Origin of the sequence: Psychrobacter sp. TAE2020 (assembly GCF_018919485.1) — a bacterium.
GTDB lineage: Bacteria > Pseudomonadota > Gammaproteobacteria > Pseudomonadales > Moraxellaceae > Psychrobacter.
Window position 1 is genome coordinate 722990 of the sequence record NZ_JAHLMU010000001.1, and the last position, 20762, is coordinate 743751.

General features: G+C 41.5%; 12 protein-coding genes. 6 read left to right on the plus strand and 6 right to left on the minus strand.

From position 1 onward, the window contains the following. Positions 1–75 precede the first annotated feature (75 nt). Both KPY62_RS02815 and KPY62_RS02820 read left to right on the plus strand, forming a co-directional pair. The gene (locus KPY62_RS02815; protein WP_216580726.1) at positions 76–1161 is read left to right on the plus strand and encodes a helix-turn-helix transcriptional regulator; all 1086 of its coding nucleotides are present in this window, start codon (positions 76–78) and stop codon (positions 1159–1161) included. 113 nt (positions 1162–1274) lie between these two features. Then, positions 1275–1940 carry a TerD family protein gene (locus KPY62_RS02820; protein ID WP_216580727.1) on the plus strand — a complete coding sequence of 222 codons (666 nt, stop codon included), beginning with the start codon at positions 1275–1277 and terminating at the stop codon, positions 1938–1940. Between the two features lie 171 nt (positions 1941–2111). On the opposite strand, the gene KPY62_RS02825 is transcribed toward KPY62_RS02820, so the two are convergent. Next, positions 2112–3092: an ion transporter gene (locus KPY62_RS02825; RefSeq protein WP_216580728.1), complete on the minus strand. Its 981-nt coding sequence runs from the start codon at positions 3090–3092 to the stop codon at positions 2112–2114. Positions 3093–3870: 778 nt separating this feature from the next. Here KPY62_RS02825 and KPY62_RS02830 point away from each other — a divergent pair. Further along, a complete protein-coding gene (locus KPY62_RS02830) occupies positions 3871–4503 on the plus strand; it encodes an OmpW/AlkL family protein (protein WP_216580729.1) in 633 nt (210 codons plus the stop codon). A gap of 187 nt (positions 4504–4690) precedes the next feature. Here the strand turns inward: KPY62_RS02830 and KPY62_RS02835 are convergent, their stop codons facing one another. Both KPY62_RS02835 and aceE read right to left on the minus strand, forming a co-directional pair. After that, positions 4691–6445, minus strand: coding sequence for a 2-oxo acid dehydrogenase subunit E2 (locus KPY62_RS02835; RefSeq protein WP_216580730.1), 1755 nt, complete (start codon positions 6443–6445; stop codon positions 4691–4693). Positions 6446–6481: 36 nt separating this feature from the next. After that, positions 6482–9301, minus strand: coding sequence for a pyruvate dehydrogenase (acetyl-transferring), homodimeric type (gene aceE, locus KPY62_RS02840; protein ID WP_201622246.1), 2820 nt, complete (start codon positions 9299–9301; stop codon positions 6482–6484). Between the two features lie 1261 nt (positions 9302–10562). Between aceE and KPY62_RS02845 the strand changes: the two genes are divergently transcribed. The 3 genes from KPY62_RS02845 to KPY62_RS02855 all read left to right on the plus strand — a co-directional run bounded on the left by KPY62_RS02845 (position 10563) and on the right by KPY62_RS02855 (position 17433). Continuing rightward, complete coding sequence (locus KPY62_RS02845) at positions 10563–11027, plus strand: hypothetical protein (protein ID WP_216580731.1); 465 nt, start codon at positions 10563–10565, stop codon at positions 11025–11027. A 440-nt stretch (positions 11028–11467) separates the two neighbouring features. Next, positions 11468–16561 carry an SdrD B-like domain-containing protein gene (locus tag KPY62_RS02850; RefSeq protein ID WP_216580732.1) on the plus strand — a complete coding sequence of 1698 codons (5094 nt, stop codon included), beginning with the start codon at positions 11468–11470 and terminating at the stop codon, positions 16559–16561. A gap of 35 nt (positions 16562–16596) precedes the next feature. Beyond that, the gene (locus KPY62_RS02855) at positions 16597–17433 is read left to right on the plus strand and encodes a hypothetical protein (RefSeq protein ID WP_228730543.1); all 837 of its coding nucleotides are present in this window, start codon (positions 16597–16599) and stop codon (positions 17431–17433) included. A 216-nt stretch (positions 17434–17649) separates the two neighbouring features. On the opposite strand, the gene KPY62_RS02860 is transcribed toward KPY62_RS02855, so the two are convergent. From KPY62_RS02860 to KPY62_RS02870, 3 genes are all read right to left on the minus strand, one after another. Then, positions 17650–18342, minus strand: coding sequence for a TetR/AcrR family transcriptional regulator (locus tag KPY62_RS02860; protein WP_216580733.1), 693 nt, complete (start codon positions 18340–18342; stop codon positions 17650–17652). Between the two features lie 207 nt (positions 18343–18549). Continuing rightward, positions 18550–19575, minus strand: coding sequence for an endonuclease/exonuclease/phosphatase family protein (locus KPY62_RS02865; protein ID WP_216580734.1), 1026 nt, complete (start codon positions 19573–19575; stop codon positions 18550–18552). A 488-nt stretch (positions 19576–20063) separates the two neighbouring features. Continuing rightward, positions 20064–20612, minus strand: coding sequence for a hypothetical protein (locus tag KPY62_RS02870; RefSeq protein WP_216583082.1), 549 nt, complete (start codon positions 20610–20612; stop codon positions 20064–20066). Positions 20613–20762: the final 150 nt, after the last annotated feature.

The following is a 20762-nucleotide window of genomic DNA, read 5'->3' on the forward strand; positions in this document are numbered from 1 at the left end:
GACGCTACTGAAATTTTCTGCGATGATAAAATCACCTAGCGCTAAGCAAGATTAATCTATAAAGGTAATCTCTTCATGACTGAGCAAGATAGCAATACTATTAGTGCTGACAATACCAATAATAGCAAAGATAGTGATAGCCGTAAGAATGCGGCCAATCGCCATGGGGCTGCCACTACTGCTCGTCAATGGCAAGTGTTATCGCAGCTGCAGCGCAATCGTTGGGTAGGCACTACTCATATTTATGAGCAGCTCATGTTGGCAGGTTTTGATATCAGTTTGCGCACAGTACAAAGAGACCTCAATGCCTTAGCTAAACGCTTTCCTATCGAAAAAAATAATGCCAATCCGCAAGGGTGGCGTTGGTGTGATGATGCTCCATTACAGAGCTTACCGCATATGAACTTATCACAAGCGGTTGCTTTTAATATGGTTGAGGCCAATCTTACCCAGTTATTACCGCCCGCTATTTTAGATGAGTTATTTCCTTGGTTTGATCTGGCACGACGACAGCTCAAAAACAGTAAAGTCACCCATTCTTGGATTGATAGAGTACGCATCGAACCGGCTACTCAACCGCTGATTGCCCCGCATATAGACTTGCATAGTAAAGACAACATCTATCATGCCCTTTTTTACCAATTGCAGATTCAAGCTTGTTATACCCGTAGCAATAAATCGCAAGCTAGCGAATATACCCTCAATCCTATTGCTATTATTCAGCGCGGAGTTATTATTTACTTATTAGCCACTCGTACTGATGATTCAAAAGCCATTATTCGTACTTTTGCTCTGCACCGCTTTGCCAGTGTTGAGCTGTTAGAAACAGCAGCACAAACTCCTGACAATTTCCAACTAGATAGCTATTTAGATGCGGGCAGCATGGGCTTTACCCACCCTCTACTTAGCCAATTGCCTGATCACGGAAAGAACAGCGCCATTGAGCTACATTTCACTCAAAAGGCTGGTAGAAGTCTGACTGAAAGTAAATTAAGCGATGATCAAACGGTGATAATGAATGATGACGATACGCTAACGATAACGGCAACCATCAATTTGACCTCACAGCTAGTATGGTGGTTACGTGGGTTCGGTAAAGGGTTATTAGCCGCCAAGCCCCAACTACTTTATCAAGCGGTCTCTGATATAGATTTGGAATAACAGCGCACTAAAAGCTTCTTTATAAAAATGCCTGTCTATACCAGTACCTACTAAAATCAATAGTCAGTAAAATCAATAGCAACTAAAATAAATCAGCTTTAGCAAGGAATATTATGACGACCTCTACTCCTTCACCTTTATTATCAGATAGCTTGTCTGCGCTTGGTCTGACTGCCAAAACTTTGTTTTTTTCGTTGAACTTTGACTTCTCTCCTCCTAAACCTGAAGGTAAAGATAAAATGAAACGTTTTAGGCAAAACCAAGGGGCGTTAGATCTTGATATTGCTTGTGTGCTCTATGATGATAAGTGCACTATTAAAGATCTAGTATGGTTTAAACAGTTGCGTGATGAGGCTGAGTCGGTACGTCACCAAGGCGATAGTCTCAACGGTAAAGATCGCGGTCAGCAAGCGCTGTATCATTCTCCATTAGACCAAGAACAAATTCGTCTTTATTTGGATAAAATACCAGCTAATATCACTAATATTGCCATGATTGCTAACTCCTATTATGGGCAAGCCTTCAAAAGGGTTCATGCTGGCGAAATCCATTTGAGCGATGATGAAGGCAACCGTGCTTTTGAAGTTAATTTAAAACAGCTGCCTGGGGACTGTCATACTTTATGGGTAGCCAGTTTACGCCGTGAAGTAGATGATTGGCATTTAACCTTACAAAATCTGCCGCTACCAGCTAAAAATCTTTCTGACGCCGCACAAGAAGTGGCTCATGAGCTCGCGCGTGCCTTACCCGTGCAGCTATCACCACTATCAGTTAGCTAATAATTTTTAGCTGTCCATTAATTAACTGTTAACTAGTTAGGCTATAGCGTTGATTGACTATAAAAAGCAAAAGGGCTAGTTTCTATTGATTAGAAGCTAGCCCTTTTATTATATCTTCTACCATTAGCTACTTATCATTAGCTATTAACGGCTATTTGCTGATGAGAGGCCTTAGTCTAAGCCCTCGCCACAGTGAGGACAGAAATTCTTTTTACGCACTTCTTTTTCGCGTTGCTCAAGTGCTTGTTCACGTAGTACTTGCAGCACAATTGCCTGCGCTTGTTCTTTATCTAATCCTAAATCACGACGTATCTTATCAATCATAGTCTGATTCTGTACTAAGTCAAAATCACCATCTACTAAAAACTCACGAAACTGTTGCTCAATCTCATCGCGACGTTGCTCCAGCTCATTGGCGAGACCAGTAGCTAAAATACCTGCTGGTAATGCCGCTAAGCCTACCCCCAAAATAGTAATCACAGCACCTAAAAACTTACCCGCATTAGTGATTGGTGTCACATCGCCATAGCCTACTGTAGTCAAAGTTACCACCGCCCACCACATAGCTTTAGGTATCGATTCAAATTCTTCAGGCTGAGCATGATTCTCCACTAAATAAATACCACTAGAAGCAGTGACTATCATAATGAGGAGTATAAAAATAACTGCTTGGAAAGACCCCTTCTCTTTGCTAATGACCACCAATAAAATGCGCATCGAAGCAAAGTAACGAGTAAGCTTAAGAATACGGAACAGGCGTAGTATGCGTAAAAACCTTAAATCGATACTGACAAAGAAGTTTAAGAATGCTGGTGCAATAGCGATTAGATCGATTAAAGCTGATGGGCTCTTTAACCATTGCCAACGTTGGCGCCAAGTGGTGTTATTAGGTTTAGCTTCAGCAACGCTCCATAACCGCAATAGATATTCAATGGAGAAAACCACGATAGAAAAGCGCTCAAACCAAGTGAAATACTGTTGGTAAGGGTAATACCATTGATCGACTGACTCAGCAATGACTGCCGCTACATTAGTCATAATTAATAAAATCAAAAAGTAGTCAACACAACGACTAAACAAAGTGTCATGTTCATCATTTTGCAAAATATTATAAACAAAATGCCGCGAACGCTTTATAGCTTGGAATAACATGCTGACCCTAAGTTAGGTTTTAATCATAATACCAAGATGAATTTGATTAGCAACTCTCAATGCTACTTAATGTACTGTTGTATTGATAATTAGTAGACAGTAATTGAGTAAAATTGCGCCTGAACTAGAATATCCAATACGCCCTAACCTAGTTATTTTGATTATTGGTACTAATCACTTTCTCAATTATACAAAATTTGCGTAGTAAATATAGGTCAGTATCAATAACAGTATTGCAATGCTAGCCAAGCCTATACCTATAAACTGCTGTTCTTTATAGGAGCTGCTGCTCAAATTATTAGTAGGTATTAAAGACAAGCCACAATCAGGACAACAATTATCGTCCTCAGACATTATTAGCATTAAGCGGGCGTTATTGCAGCGTAAAGGGGAGTTACTGCAGTATCCAGTCATATTACTTACCCTTTGTTTATTGGTTTCCTGAACCGTTATGCAGTCAAGAGCGGTTACAAATTTAGAAACATTGATTTAGCTAAAGTATTTTACAGTATTTATGAAGTTAGAAAAATTATGGTTTTAGATTATATAAGCAGTTACCTATAAAAATAATCTTTAAAGAATTGTTTAGGGCTTGTTTGTTATCCATAGCTTTATTTATGGCTTGTTCTTAAATCATTACTATTTGTAGGGATTTAATGTATAATAGTAATTATGAGCTACTAGTTGTCTTTTTATAGTAACTCTATCTCTCAGTAACCGATGTCATCCCTCATCCATAATTACTGAAAATCATTTATCTTGTTAAGGATTTAATCCGATGAAACTACAATCCCTAGTTTTAGCCGCTGCCACTGCACTTACTATGACTACTGCCTTTGCTGTACCTGCTGGTACTTGGTCAGTGGCGGCTGGTGCCCACTATGTTGACCCTAAAAATGATAACGGCACTGTCAATGCCGGTGGCACTGATTATGCGGTTGATGTTGACGGTGATGTACGTCCAACGATTAGTGGTGAGTACTTTATCGCTAATAACGTTGGTATCGAACTATTAGCAGCGATTCCTTTTCATCATGACTTTACCTTAACCGATAATCTGGGTAATCAACTCACTGGTAAAACTCAACACTTACCACCTACTTTATCATTACAGTATCATTTCGATGGCTATAATATGCCTATGAACCTAAAACCATTTGTTGGTGTTGGGGTTAACTACACTACTTTCTTTAAAGAAAGAGTTTCTACTGGTGGTGACTTAGATCTTGACGATAGCGTCGGTGTAGCGGGTCATATCGGTGTTGATATCCCATTTGCTGCTACTGAAGCTTTCCGTATCGATGCCCGTTATATGGACATAAAAACTGATGCTACTTTAAATGGTAATGATATTGGCCAAATTGATATCAGCCCTTGGGTCTATGGCGTTGCTTTTGTAAAACAGTTCTAATACGGTCTAATATAGTGATCTAATTACTAACAATCGCAGTAAAAGAAGCCAGCATAATAGCTGGCTTCTTTGTGTCTACTATCAAGGACCGTTAACGCTAAACGGATAAAACCAACACCAAAAAAAAGACCATCCGTAGACAGTCTCTTAATAAAATATTTTGTTTAGTTAAACAAAGCTAGCCGCTCTATAGCAAGATACGACGTGGATCAGCCAGCAGACTCGCCACATAACGAGTAAACACTGCAGCATCAGCACCATTAATGACTCGATGATCATATGATAAAGATAGCGGCAACATCAAACGTGGCTCAAAGGCTTGCTTACTAGCGTTCCAATGCGGCAGCATAGTCGCCTCTGAAGCGCCTAAGATACCCACTTGCGGCCAATTCACTAGAGGAGTAAAGGCCGTACCCCCTAAGATACCTTGGCTTGAGATAGTGAAACTAGCACCTTGTAGATCTTTAGTACTTAGTTTCTTATCGCGAGCTTTTACAGCCAGCTCACCAATCTCAATAGCGATCTGCTTGATACCTTTGTCTTGAGCATTCTTAATAACCGGTACGATTAGACCATCATCTGTAGCTACCGCAATCCCCATATGCACGCTCTTACGCAAAATAACTTGGGTATTGTCATCACTTAAATGACTGTTAAAGCGTGGATGCTGAGTTAAAGCATAAGCCGTGGCTTTGACAATAAAAGCCAAAATAGTCAGGCCAATACCTTGCGCTTTCATACCACCTTTAAGCTCACCACGTAGTTTTTCCGTCTCGGTGATATCTGAGAGATCAAACTGGGTAACTTGTGGCAGATAGGTATTGTAATTAAGCTGCGGTATCGAAACTTTCTGAAGACGGGTAAGGTCTTGAGTTTCAGTCTCGCCCCAAATCTCAGCATTGCTCATATCTGGCAATGTAGGCAAGCTTGCCCGCGCTGCGCTACCAGTAACAGCGCTTGCAGCGGCTGGCTTAGCAGTCAGACTATTTTTGACATACGCAAACAAGTCTTCTTTCAAGATACGGTCATTGAGCGCACTGCCACTAACTTGAGTGACATCTACCCCTAATTGACGAGCAAGCTTACGTACCGCAGGACCTGCATATACTGCCGCTGACTTAACATTTACCTGAGCTTCTGTTAATTTACTAGCCGTGGTATTGTTAGGCGCGATATTGACCACAGGAGCAGGTTTAACAGCGGCCTGCTTTGGTTCCCCTGTGGTTTGCGCTACCGGCGTGGCAGCCTGTTTAGAAGTTGTAGCTTCTTTAGCCTTAGGGGCTTCAGCTTGCTCATTGCTAGCGCCAGCTGCGCTACTAACGATAACGATAAAGTCTTGACCATTAGCTACCATGTCACCAGCTTTTACCAATATCTTCTCAACTCTACCGGCTACTGGCGCAGGTACTTCAACTGAGGCTTTATCAGACTCAATCAACAAGATTGACTGATCAGCAGTGACCATATCACCTTCGTTGACCATAATCTCAGACACTTCTGCCTCATCAACACCTAAATCTGGTAGCGCATAAGTAGTCGCCGTCGCTTCTTCAGCTGCGGACTCTGAAGTGCTAGGCTTAGTAGCCGCACTAGCATCATCCGTTTTTTCGTTAGCAGCAGAGGTATCAGTATCAGCTTTATTGGTTGCCGCTTCTTTAGGCACTTGTTCAGCTTCTTCAGTACTTACCTGTTGGTCAGCATTGTCAGCATTGTCAGCTTCGCTATCAAGCTCAATAAGTACAGTGCCTTCAGTAACTTGATCGCCAATAGCAACATTGATCTTAGTGATTTTTCCAGCAGCTGAGCTTGGTACTTCGACCGATGCTTTATCAGACTCTAATAAGACGATATTATCGTCCTTTGCAATGACATCACCGACTTGCACCATAATCTCACTGACTTCGGCACTATCGACACCCAAATCGGGGGCTTTAATTTCCATCCTATTTCTCCTTGTCTTATGTTCGTCTTATAGGTTTTATTCTTTGACGTCATCATCGTTTAATAGCTCGGCATCGGCTTGATCTTCAGCACGGCCTTCACTAGAGATTTCGTCATCGTCTTCACTGACAAACTCAGGTACAGGAGTCGGATTCACATTATCAGCTGCTGGTGCTGGTGCATCTGGAGAATGGTCATAATAAGGCTGTTGCTGCCAAGCAGGTGGCTGATCTACATCAATACCCAAGCTTGAAATGGCATCTTTTACTAAGCGCATTTCCACTTCACCTTCGTCGGCCAAACGTTTAAGCGTGGCGACAACAATATGCGCCGCATCAACGTTGAAAAATCTACGTAGGTTTTCACGAGTATCAGAGCGACCATAGCCGTCAGTACCCAAAGTCGTATAAGGACGACTATCAGGTAACCATGCACGGATTTGTTCTGAATAGTTGCGCATATAATCAGTTGCTGCTACCACGATACCTTCATGTGGGGCTAACTGCTCAGTGATCCACGAAACTTTTTCTTCTTCCATAGGGTGCAGACGGTTGTAATCATCACAAGCCATACCATCACGAGTCAGCTCGTTAAAGCTGGTCACACTCCAAACGTTGGCGGTGATATTGAACTCATCTTTTAATATCTGCGCCGCTTTTTGTACTTCACGTAAGATAACCCCAGAACCTAATAGCTGCACTTGTGTTGAGCCATTATCTTCTAACAGGTACATACCACGTTTGATACCTTCTTCAGCACCCTCTGGCATAGCAGGCTGATCGTAGTTTTCATTCATCAAGGTTAGGTAATAATAAACACGCTCGCCTTCACCATACATCCGGCGCAGGCCATCATGCATTACTACTGCTAGCTCATAACCAAAGCAAGGATCATAAGTCACACAGTTAGGCACGACGTTGAACAAGATTTGTGAATGACCATCTTGATGCTGTAAGCCTTCACCGTTCAAGGTAGTACGACCAGCGGTCGCGCCTAACAAGAAGCCTTGTGCTTGACAGTCGCCTGCCGCCCAAGCAAGATCCCCAACACGCTGGAAACCGAACATTGAGTAGTAGATATACATAGGGATCATAGGTAGGGCGTTCACAGAATAGCTGGTTGCTAAAGCAATCCAAGTACTCATCGCACCCGCTTCATTGATGCCTTCTTCTAACATGTGACCGTCGATGGCTTCTTTATAACCCATCAAAGCTTCACTATCTTCTGGGGTATATTTTTGACCAACAGCAGAGTAAATACCCAATTGACGGAACATACCTTCTAGACCAAAGGTGCGCGCTTCATCAGGGACGATAGGCACTACGCGATCTTGGATATCTTTATTTTTTAGCATCGCAGATAGCAGACGTACGAAGACCATAGTAGTCGACTGCTCTTTGCCTTTACTACCTTGCAATACCCGATCAAAGATAGACAAATCTGGAATATTCAATGGAATATGTCCACTACGGCGATTAGGTAGATGACCACCTAAGGCTTCTCGGCGACCTTTTAGATATTTCATTTCCGCTGAGTCTTCAGCAGGACGATAAAACGGTAGGGTCTCTAACTGCTCATCAGTAAACGGCAAATCGAAGCGATCACGGAAATACATTAAGGCTTCTTGATCAAGCTTCTTAACTTGATGAGATTTGTTAACTGCTTGAGTTTGAGTAGATAAACCATAGCCTTTAACTGTTTTAACTAAGATAACGGTTGGCTGTCCTTTAGTTTTCATAGCTTCACTAAAAGCGGCATAGACTTTCATCGGATCATGACCACCACGATTTAAGCGTGAGATATCATCATCAGATAGCGCATCAGCCATCTCTTCTAACTCAGGATATTTACCAAAGAACTCTTTGCGAGTGAACTCAGGGGTACGGGCTTCATACAGCTGATACTCACCATCGACCGCTTCTTCCATACGATGTTTCAATACACCAGTATGATCATTGGCCAGTAAGCTATCCCACTTACCGCCCCAAACGACTTTAATCACTCGCCAGCCTGCGCCACGGAATACGGACTCTAGCTCTTGGATGATCTTGCCATTACCACGTACTGGACCATCTAGACGCTGCAAGTTACAGTTAACTACCCAAATAAGGTTATCCAGCTTTTCACGACCGGCCAGCGAGATGGCACCTAAGCTTTCTGGCTCATCAGTTTCGCCATCACCTAAGAAAGTCCAGATTTTACGACCTTCTTTTTCGAGTAAACCGCGGTTTTCCATATAGCGATGCACATGAGCATGATAGATCGACATGATCGGGCCTAGACCCATAGATACAGTCGGGAACTGCCAGTAATCAGGCATTAAGTACGGATGCGGATAGCTAGATAAGCCTTTACCACCTACTTCACGGCGGAAGTTATCCAGTTGCTCTTCAGTTAAGCGACCTTCTAAATAAGAACGAGCATAGATACCAGGTGCTGAATGACCTTGGTAATAGATCATATCGCCGCCAAAGTGATCACTGGCTGCACGGAAAAAGTGGTTAAAGCCGGTTTCATACAAAGTAGCACTAGAGGCGAATGTCGCTAAGTGACCCCCTAAATCGTCATCATTTTTATTGGCACGCATTACCATAGCTAGAGCATTGTAGCGAATCAAAGCGCGAATTTTACGCTCGATAGACAAGTCGCCTGGATACATTGGCTCATCTTCAACAGCGATAGTATTGATGTAAGCGGTGTCCAAACGGTTAAACGGTAGATCTTCTTGCACCGCCATGTTGTATAACGCTTTTAGTAAGAATTGAGCACGATCTTTGTCAGCATGTTTAATCACGGACTCAAAAGCATCCAGCCATTCTTGAGTTTCGGTGCTGTCAGCATCCTTATAATAATTCATCGGTAAATATCCTTTTAAATCAATCTTCCCTGCATCATAACAGGGTGTTATTGAATAGTATGATGAGACAATAGTTGGCTTAGCGACGTCCTTGCTACATTTAAGCAACCCATTGTCCAACGAAATAACAAATCACGCCATATGAGCGTGCTTGTTGTCAAAAGTGATAGGTCTAACTAGAGGTGACATAAGTAGCCATGCTGAGACAGCGATAAAAAAGCAGCTGTATTAACATAACTATAAAGGCTAACTATAAAGGCTAACTATAAAACTAAATACTGTTATCTGCAATATAAGCGGGCTATATCTAAAGGGTTTAGAGCTAAGCTAATATCATTGGTGAGAACTGATGATCCGGTAAAGTAGAAGCTTGTCGGCGAATCCACAAAAATGCCAACTGTTATCACCAGTTAACAAAGTATTTATTTGGTTAGTTGACTATAACATATCGTGGGCAAACTCTAACTTTATATAGTGAAATCTAAAACTATAAAATATCGCAGCTCACTATTATAAACTATCCTTACGTCATTAGTTATAGTTGCGAATAAATACTATTTTGATAAGTATTTATCAGATGAATAGTAGGTCTAGTCCGGCTTAGTCTAAGGCTATTTAGCAAGCTCTTGCCTGCTAACCACTAACCCTTCTTGCTAAGCGAAATTTCGTTTAAGCCAATCTCTTACAGACTAATACTCTGAGTCTACATGGCAGACTTATTGCTCTGACAAGCTACCTATGGACTACCTGTATAACTTAACTAATTGATAATACTCGAGCTTAATATTATCAGGCACCGACACTGATCATTACTCTATTGTCTACCGTTTTTTATACCTCAGAGCCTCAACTAAATTTTCACCTATCGCCCACCCTTTTACCTTCAAAACAATTCTAGCTACCGCCTGTCTACTTTATAGTGACTTTATGTTTATCTTTTGTAAAAATGATCTTTAAGAATCAATAAATTTCTGTCAATGCCATCATTTATGCCTAGGGCGCATTGAACCTTCGACCATAGCACTGACAGAGACTGTTTTTTAGGCGATTGAAACTTAAAAGTATATAGCCAATGCCTTTTTCTTACTGTCGATTGTCACGATAACTAAAATAATTTTAGCTATCAGCAGTGTTTAGTTATGAAGGTTCAAAACGCCCTAACAGTGAGTTCAAAACTAATCTGTTTTTCAGTTTTAAACTCACTAGCAGCTACTATAAAGTTAGTATTATCTCAATAGAATGATCTCATAGGAAATATCGGATGACATACGTAAAGTCTTTGCAGAACACTTTAGTCGCTAGTTTAGGCTGCGCATTTTTACTCAGTGCAGCTCATGCTGATCAGGCCTTGAGAATGCAGCTGACAGCCACCCAAGTAATAATTAATGATGCCGGTAAAGTCATTTACACGCCTGTAAGTACTGCGCCTAAAGGCTCTGTTATCCAATATAAAGCCACTTACTCCAATATTATTAATAAAGATATCAAGAATTTAACAGTAGTACTCCCTATTCCTGCTAACATGACTTTTACTGGAGAAGCTTCACCTGCCAGCGCCCAAGCCAGTATCGATGGCAAAAACTATGCTGATATGCCCTTGCTGCGCAAAGTGGATAGCAAGCTAGTGAAGATTCCTTATTCTGAATATCGTACATTACGTTGGGATATCAAATTATTACCAGCACAAAAATCTGCTGCCGTGGCTTTGAATACTATTATTGAATAACTAACGGCCGTTTAAAAACTGACAGCCATATATCTTAACCCCTTACCCATTCTATTACCTTTTAGTTTCTGACTATAGCCACTCATCTAATCTTAGACTCCTAATATTACACCTCTATAGAAGAATAAACCTATTTAACCAAAGCCTTTTGTCTGTTAGCATCGCAGCAGTACTAGGATGACTAGCGCTATGGCGCTTGCTAGCAGCAACCCGATCATAATAGATATAAAAATAAACAACATGGCTAGTGCCGACTATAAAGTGGGTAATACTACTCACCACCAGTAAAGTCTAGCGAAGTGGTTATTGCAGTATCACAACAAGTGCAAGCCCCCTTACCCTAAAACAATGCAGATGTAACCTCTGATAACGACTCAAATGCCAATGAATTATCGGAAACATATCAATCAGCCATTCTTGTTTTGGTGGATAAGCGCCAAATGACTCAACCCATAATGACCCCTTCTAACCGTATCGCATTGCGTATAAGGAAGATTTCTGCGCGGTCATTAGCAATGTTGCTTATGCAATCAAATATGGCAATGGCAGTTGTGGTGCCAAACCTTGCCCTAAATTCTGATTTACAGATTATCCATAATATTGCCAATGCTAGCGATAACACTAGCTATAATATGGATGGCCAAACTGACCCTACTTTAAGCTCCACCTCTAATACCTATCAAGTCAAAGCTGCTGCTGTAGCCGCCGAATATGGGGTGACGTTAACTAGTCCAAAGATAGCAGCTCCTGATATCAAATTCACTACCGCTGAATTTGAGGAAAGTAAAGAAACCTCGCAAATTAGCAATGATATTTATATCCAAGCCAGCTACGCACAATGTAATGTACAGCTCAACAAGCAAGATCAAACGTGGATAACTATCACCTCCTCGTTAACTGGTGACAAATACTCGCTAAAAGCCCTAGAGACTGGCGAAAACACTGGCAAGTATCAGCGGTTAGTAGCTACTGAAAATAACGCTAATGCTATCTTGACTGATCACATTATTCAAACCTTGCAAGGTGATAAGCTAACCGTTACTTTGGACGCTTGTATCTCACCTGAGGTCGGCACTGACGCTAATGATCTACCTAATGTCGAAACTGACTTTCCGATCCGTATTGATCATATTAGTAGCCAGATTAACATTATTGATAATAACCCTAACCTACAAGTCATTAAAAAAGGCGATGTCAGAACAGCATCGTTTGGCGATTATGTCAATTACACTATTCAAGTAATTAACAGCGGCAAAACCACCGCTTATGATGTACAGCTAAAAGATACTCTGCCACGGGGCTTTGACTATGTCGAAAATAGTGTCCGTATGAGCAGTAAAAAAAACCGAGTAGATATCAAGCAAGCCCGAACTACTGAGTTTAAGCGCGAAGGCAAATATCAGGTTTTAGGTTTAGGTGATCTTGCTGTCAATGAGAGCAAAACCTTTACCTATAGAGTGCTAATAGGGTCTACCTCATTAAGCGGTGATGGTATAAACCGTGCTGTCGCTGTTGGTCGTGACAGTCTGCTGAGTACGAGTAAGTTACTCACTTCAAGAGAAGCCCAGTGGAAGATTGAAGTTGAGCGTGGGGTGACTAATACTGACGCTATTATCATCGGTAAGGTCTACCACGATATCAACCGCGATGGCATCCAACAAAAAGACGCTGGCGAGCTTGGTGTAGCTGGGGTACGTATCTATATGGAAAACGGTAACTTTGTAGTGACCGATCCACAAGGTAAATATAATTTCTATGGGGTTAGCGCTAAGACCCACGTCCTAAAAGTAGACCGCACTACTATCCCTATTGCTACTGAGCTAGTGTCACAAAGTAACCGCAATGCTGGTGATGCTGGTAGCCGCTTTGTCGATCTAAAATATGGTGAGTTGCATCGAGCTGACTTCGCTATCGTTGCTGATGACAGGACTAGTACTGAGCGCCTCAACGCTGAGTTACTAACTCGCAGAAAAACCATTGGTGCTAGCAACGATGCCCTCGAGCAAGCAGTCAAAAGTAAATTGGATCTACACCCTATTTATAATCGTAATTATAGAGACCACATTGATGCTAGTGGCTGTAAATCAAACGATAGCCTAGATCGAGGTATCAAGTGTGACTCAGCGATAGTTAATAATATGGCCAACCCTATCGCTGATCGTATCAATCTGACGGTCAATAAAGTCGTGCAACCACCAACAAAATTGCTAGAAGAGTATCTAAAACAAGTAGATAATAATAATGTTGCTTTTATTAATTTAAGCCAAGATCAGCATTTAAGCACTTATAAGCAGACCATCCAAGTGCAAGCACCTTTAGGGTCATTATTCACCCTCTATGCTAATGGTGCAGCAGTATCAAACGATCAAATTAGTAAAACGGCTGAGCAAGAAAGGCAAAACGTTAGCGCTTTTGATTTTTATGCAGTAGATTTAAAACATGGCCTTAATACTCTACGCGGGGTTGCCACTGACGTTAACGGTAAAACCATCTCTGAAAGAACTATTACAGTGACTACACCCGATAGCTTGCAAACCATCGACTATCGTACCCAAGAGCAGTTAGTACAAGCGGATGGTATCAGCGAATACCAGCTTGTTATTAGTCTAAAAGATGTTGATGGTCGTCCTTATTTGGCCCCTACACTTATTACTATCGATACTAATATTGGCCGCATTAATCTAAAAGATAGTAGTAAAGATAAAGCGGGAATCCAGTTTACTGTCTCTGGTGCTGAGCTACTGATACCAGTTGTAGCCCCAAAGGTACCAGGCAAAGGCCAGCTAGTTATCGATATAGGGACTAGCAAACTAGTAGTTCCATTACAGTTCATTGCTAAGCTGCGTCCACTAATAGCAGTGGGTATCGTTGAAGGAGCGCTGTCGCTAAAAGACTTTGACGGTAGTCAAGTCACTGACGCTCAAGGCGCGTTTGAAAAACAACTGCATCAGTTAGCTGCTCATGATGACTATTCGACGACTGGTCGTGCAGCGCTGTTCCTCAAAGGTAAAGTGCGCGGTGACTATCTGCTGACCTTGGCTTATGACAGTGACAATAAAGGCGAGCGTTTATTCCGTGATATTCAACCGGGCGAATATTATCCAGTCTATGGTGACTCATCAGCCAAAGGCTTTGATGCTCAATCTACTAGTAAGCTCTATGTGCGCGTTGACAAAGATCGCTCATTTGCTATGTATGGCGATCTAAAAACCCAAATAAACAGTGATGCGGGTATTAAGTTTGGTCAATACCACCGCACTTTAACGGGTGCCAAAGCTCAGTATGAAGATGCTAATACTCAAGTTACAGCTTTTGCTGCTGAGACTAGATCATCACAGCGTGTTAAAGAGACTCGCGGCTTAGGTATCTCAGGTCCCTACCCTCTTGCTAATAACTTTGAGCAAGTTTTAGAAAACTCTGAAACTATTGCAGTGCTCACTCGCGCCGCCAATAATCCTAGTCGCATCATCCTACGTAAAACTTTAATTCGCTTTACAGATTATGAGATTGATCCTATTAGTCGTAGCTTATATCTCAAATCTCCGATTGCTAGCCAAGACCTACAAGGTAATCCTATCTATTTACGGGTCAGCGTAGAAGTGAATGAAGGGGGCGAGAAATATTGGGTTGGCGGTGTTGCTGTTAAGCAGCAGCTAACCAGTAAAATAGCTATCGGTGGTAGCTATGTCAACAGTGATAACCCTCTTAACAAGGAAGAGCTGGCGAGTATTAACAGTGTCATTAACTTCAACGATAAGTTCAAATTAGTCGCTGAATATGCGATGAGTAAAGCTGAATATATTGATAATAATGCAGAAATAACTGCTGATAATTTCAATAATCCTAATTATCAACCAAATAATCAGATAAGCGATCAACCAAGCAAGCAAATAAGTACAAAGTCATTAAACAATAGTAATACTGAAGGCAATGCCTTACGCATTGAGCTTGCCTATGATGATAAGAAGAACACTCGCGCCAAAGCTTATTACAATGATGCTGATAAAGGTTTTGTCACGGCTGCCTCACCACTTAGCGCTGGGCGTAATGAATCAGGAGTAGAGATGACTCGTCTACTCAATGACAAAAAAACAGCGTTAAAATTAGAGGCTATACTTATTAAAGATCATACTACTCAAGCCAGTCGCCAAGATGTTTTAGCTAGTATTGAACAGCGGCTTAGCAAAAACATCGTTGCTGAAGTCGGCATTCGTTATTACCAGCAAGACGCTACTGCCGCCTCACGCAATTTGCAACGGGCTACTGAGGCCATTTACGTTACTAGTAATAGACTATTCAATGATCCTCTTATCAATCAATCAGCGCTAAACCGTGTGAGTACGGTGGATGAAGATATCGAAGGTACTACTGCTCGCGCTCGTCTAACAGCGCGACTGCCTAAGTTTAACCAAGCTTTAGTATTTGCAGAATATGAGCAAGACATTGATAATAGCGGGCTTAATGCTACTTATGTCGGTGGCGAGACCCCTATCGGCAATTTAGGGCGCTTATACGCGCGTCATGACCTAATCAACAGTTTATCTGGTAGTTACGGGCTTGATGATAGTGATGAGCGTCAACGTACTGTAGTCGGGGTTGATGCTAATTATACCAAAGACGGAAAAGTCTATAGTGAATACCGGATGCGTGATGCCATCAGCGCCCGTGAGGCAGAAGCGGCTATTGGTCTAAAAAACCAATGGTATCTACAACCGGGTTTAACCTTAAATACCTTATTTGAGCGTATTGTATCTATTGAAGGCGATGCTAATAATAGTGCTACGGCAGTCGGGGTCGGCGCTGAGTATGTTGCTAAAGAAAACTATAAAGCGTCAGGTCGATTAGAGAAGCGCTGGGGTAATGCTAGCGACACCTTACTAGGCAGTGCTGGTATAGCTTACCGCTATACTGATGATATTACTTTATTAGTTAAAGACATCTACTCACGCGCTGATCATACTCAAGGTCTCCGTACTGTTAATCGCTTTCAACTGGGTGCTGCGTACCGTGATTACCATAGTAATAAGCTTGATATGCTGGCTAAACTTGAGTATCGTTTAGATGATAACCAAACGGGTACTAATGCTTATCAAAAAGACGCTATAGTTTGGTCTTGGAACGGTAACTACCATCCAACACAGCCTTTAACTTTGTCTGGGCGCTATGCCGGTAAACATACTGCATATCAGGCTAGTGGTATCACTAGCGATAACACTGCTCATGCTGTCTATACTCGCGGTCTTTATGATCTTAGCGAACGTTGGGATCTGGGCTTACAAGCAGGTAGTTATTGGAATGCAAAAGCCGATGATCGGGCTTATATGCTAGGAGCTGAGGTTGGCTATAGCCCTATGACTAATCTATGGTTATCGCTTGGCTATAACTTGATGGGCTTTGAAGATGAAGATATCGCCTATGATGATAGTACTCAGAAAGGGGCTTACTTTAGGTTGCGCTTCAAATTTGATGAAGGGTTGTTTAAACGTAATGACTTGGGTAAAAATAATCGCTTAGCCAATGAGCCTAGTCTATAATACTGGACTGATCATTGTTCTGTAAGGCCCACTTTATGTTTGCTCCTATAACTTTAGTAACTAAGGTTTATCATCCTCATTTATCATTCGCTACTAACACCTTATCAGCGCTGCTATTAGTCGCCTTTGCATCGTCTGCGCAAGCTGCAACCTCAGACTCAGCTGTCAGCGGCCGCTTTGAGGAAGTAGCTGCCATTTGTGCTAGCCAAACACAAGCATTACCAGCAGAGTCGCAGAAATCTTTAAGCGCAAATCGCCTTGTTATCGACTGTAAGCGGTTACAACTCAAGCGCTATCAAGCTGAGCAAGCCTTACATAGCCGTACAGTAGAGCAAGCAGCCCGTCAACAGTATCTAATTTATAAAGTGCGAGCTTGGCTCGACTATGCTAGCTACCAAGATACTGTAGATAGCCGTTCTGTTGCCGGAACACAAGCGCTACAAGCCGCTGATACTATTTTGCAAGCGCTGCTAACTTCTACTGAGCAAAATCTGGCGCTAAACCCAGATGTACCTACAAGCTCAGCATTAATGCGGCCTGACCTTTGGGCTATACTAACGGCCTTAAAAGATAGTGGCGGTATAAATTATGCACCCAAAGAGTTAGCATTTAGTGAAGTTGGCTTGATATGGGCGGCAGCCGATCACTGTGTGCATGGTTCGAGTCAGTCGGGCTCTCATTTTAGAATAGCTGATCGCTGGCTTGAACAGGCTCGTGAATCTTATATCAATGTGCATGATTCGAAGGTAAATGTTGCTCTTGAGCAGTTAATTAACCGCTACTATAAGCAGTATGCTTCTTTAGATCCTAATGATGATAGCTGTCATGGTCAATCCTTTTTAGCCCCTATTCAAGACGCTAATAACATCTAGGGATTAGTAACTAGTAAGGCTTTAACTAATGCAGAGGTTTAAGACATTAGCAGAAATAAAAAATTAATTTGTAGAAGGGATTGCTGCGGCTAGAATATCGGCTGCTTATAGCCTCCTTGAATAGTTTATTTTTACTAAACTAAAAGCCATAAAAAAGCCGACATAAGCATGTCGGCTTTTTTTATTTTTATCGTAACCATTGCTAATAACCACAGCTTAACGGTTTTTATGCGGTAGTTTTTCTGGTAAGTAACAGCGTAAATAAGCAATAGAAGCAGTAGTCGCTTCTTGTAAATAGTTATCAGTGATACTGGCATGACGACGATAAGATAAAGTAAATATACCGTTTATAATGCTATAAGTTACTAACAAAATATCTTGTATATCATCATACTTAGGCATCTCATAGCCCTCAGATAATCGTTCATAGATTAGCTTTACGATTTGATGATCGATATCTTCACCAAAACTGTCACCTTCAAAATCTGGCGTATTAGTATCGTATATTAGCTTAGCTTTGGTTTGGTCAGCATGGAATATGCGTACACAACGTTCAATCAACGCGGTCAAATATCCCTGCCATCTATCATAATTTACATTTTCTACTGTGCCTAGTACTTCTAGAATTTCAATAGCATTCAAGAAGCGTAAAGCTAAGAATATAGCTTCAATATTTGGAAAAAAGTGATAAGCTGAAGCTCGCGGAATACCCGCTTCTTCACATACTGCAGCCAAAGTGATATCATTAATAGGTTGGGTCTCACTTAGCTTTTTAGCACCCATCAGTAATTTTTGACGGCGAATACGACCTTGTTGACTGGTAAATTTGAATTTATTAGGCACTAGCTTTTTTGCCAGTTCCGAATCTACTAATACATCTTCTATCTTGTCGTCTTTATAGTCACTCATTACAAACCTCTTAGTTTAATGCTCTTTTTTATGATTAAGCCGTTATTGAGCAACATCAACACTCAATTTGCGTGTTAATGGTAGCTTATAAAGAAAATATAACTGTGGCCACGCTCAATACAGGGCATCATAAACCCTTGTACATTGGCAAGCAAGGGGCATGAATAAGTTACCAGATAATGTACCGATTAATCATGTCTTTGATGCCTATTCCAATCTTATTTTTGCTCGTACGATACCGTGATCGATAACCCTATCTGGATAATCCCATTTGAGATGATCATTGAAATAATCTACTCTCTCAATGTTTCCAATAGTGAATTTACTATCAGCTAAGAACTCTTCTGAAACGAATAGCTGATCGATAACTTCTGGTATTCCTTGATAGATGTGGGTATAAGCCACGTCTTTCATCCAACCGTAACGAGACTGAATACGTGCTGCATCGAATAGTGCGACATCACGCATACTTTTATCATAGTTTACCTCTCCTGTTTCAGCCATTAATTGGGTAGTTACGCTCCCTGTGACATCATTCATATCACCCAGCAAAATTAACGGCTCACGAGTATGCAGTAGGCGCTCAATAATTGTCATTCTAATCGATGCAGCTTCTGCCGCGCGCATGCATAAACTGCGAAGCTTAGCACGGACTCTGATATTAGGATCATCCATATCTTCGAGCAACTGTCCATTGTCATCTCGCAAAAAGAATGCCCGTTTGCTTTTGAGATGCGCGGTAATGATAGTAATAGGCTGGCCATAAGCATCGACTCGTAGTAACAATGGCGGGCGCTTAAAGCGAGTATAAGGTCCAATATCAGGAATATCTATCACCGCCTCAGTAACTACGTCTTCGAGTAACTGGCTCTCTAGCTGATCGAAGTGAGTTATAATTCCTACCGCTGGAGTGCCTTGAGCGCCATGACCCTTAGTGTGTAAACTTGCACTATCATTACTCGCTAGCGGAATAACTACTTGTTCAGGGCTAAAACCTAAATTCAGGGCGATCTCTTCGATTGCTTTACTGTCCCAAACCTCTTGTACCGCAATAATGTCAGCATGAGCCTTAGACAATAGCTCAGTAATACCGGTTATCTTGTGCTGGTAAGTCTGCTGGTCATAAGCAGGTGCATTTTCATAAAAGATACGCTTAGGATTAGCAAGATTGAGCAAGTTAGCAGTAGCAATATAGAACTGTTTATTGCCCTCTAAATTCTTATAACGAGTCATATATTACCTCTTATTATTGGTTGTCTTATTATTAGTTATTCTAGGGCTTGTTGAACATTCTCAAGAAGGCGCTGCTGGTAATAAAAAATTGTCTATAACTGATTAAATAGTAAACTAGTAATGTGACTCGCTAAACCACGTCTAGTAATAGCTATCTAAACAAACAATGAACATGCCCAATTTTAACTGAGGGCTAGGTAGCTAATTTATATTATAGTTTTTGCTGTGCTAAGAAATTAGGGATTACTGAGCTGATAATTTTCAACAGCTATAAAAAAAGCCCCTAGAGTTCTCCCTAGAGGCCTTAACATAGCATAACTAATATTCTTATATTATCTACGCACTTAATTGGCTACATTTAGTCTCAGTAATTTACAAAAAATTAAGATTCTACAATATTTACTTGCTTATTTTTATCTAACTCAGCACTTATTACCAATATATATAAATAATATAAATTATCGACGAGTATTAGTTTTGCTACTCAACTATCTTGCCCGATTCCAAGCATCACGTGAAGCCATGCGTGCATCGTTCCATTCCATACGTGACTCCCCTTTGACTTCTTCCCATGAACGTCTTAAATCTGCTTCATGATCATCAAAATTTGCATCAGCAGGATAGCGAGCACGGTTAGCATAACCTACTGCATAGGCCGGATGCATATCACGGTCAAATTCATAACCGTCTTTATAATAACCTACATTGGCATGCTCAGCGCGCCAGTAAGCTTCTTCACGGGTCGGATCAATAGCCTCTGCTGAGGCATGACCTGCAGTACCACCAGCAACCGCACCAATAGCACCTCCAATTAAGGTTCCCAATGGACCAGCCATAGAACCAATAGCGGCTCCTGCTATCGCACCACCTACGCCACCTACAGTAGTCCCTACTGGATGTGAACCTGGCTCACCAGTGATAATGTCGGCATTCAAATCTTTTCTAGTTTCTTTTGACATGTGCTTTACTTCACTACGATCAATATTGCTAGGGTCGTTAGTGACTACTCTTCTATCGACCACTTCTGGGTCTGCCATCCTACGGGCATTATCATCAATAATGCGCTCTTTGTCAGCGACTTCCATATTATCGCTAGTGAGTACATGATCAGTTTCAGTGATGACACGGCCATTAGCATCAACTCTATGGCTAGTGTTATCTATGATATTGTCATTGTCTTTCATAAT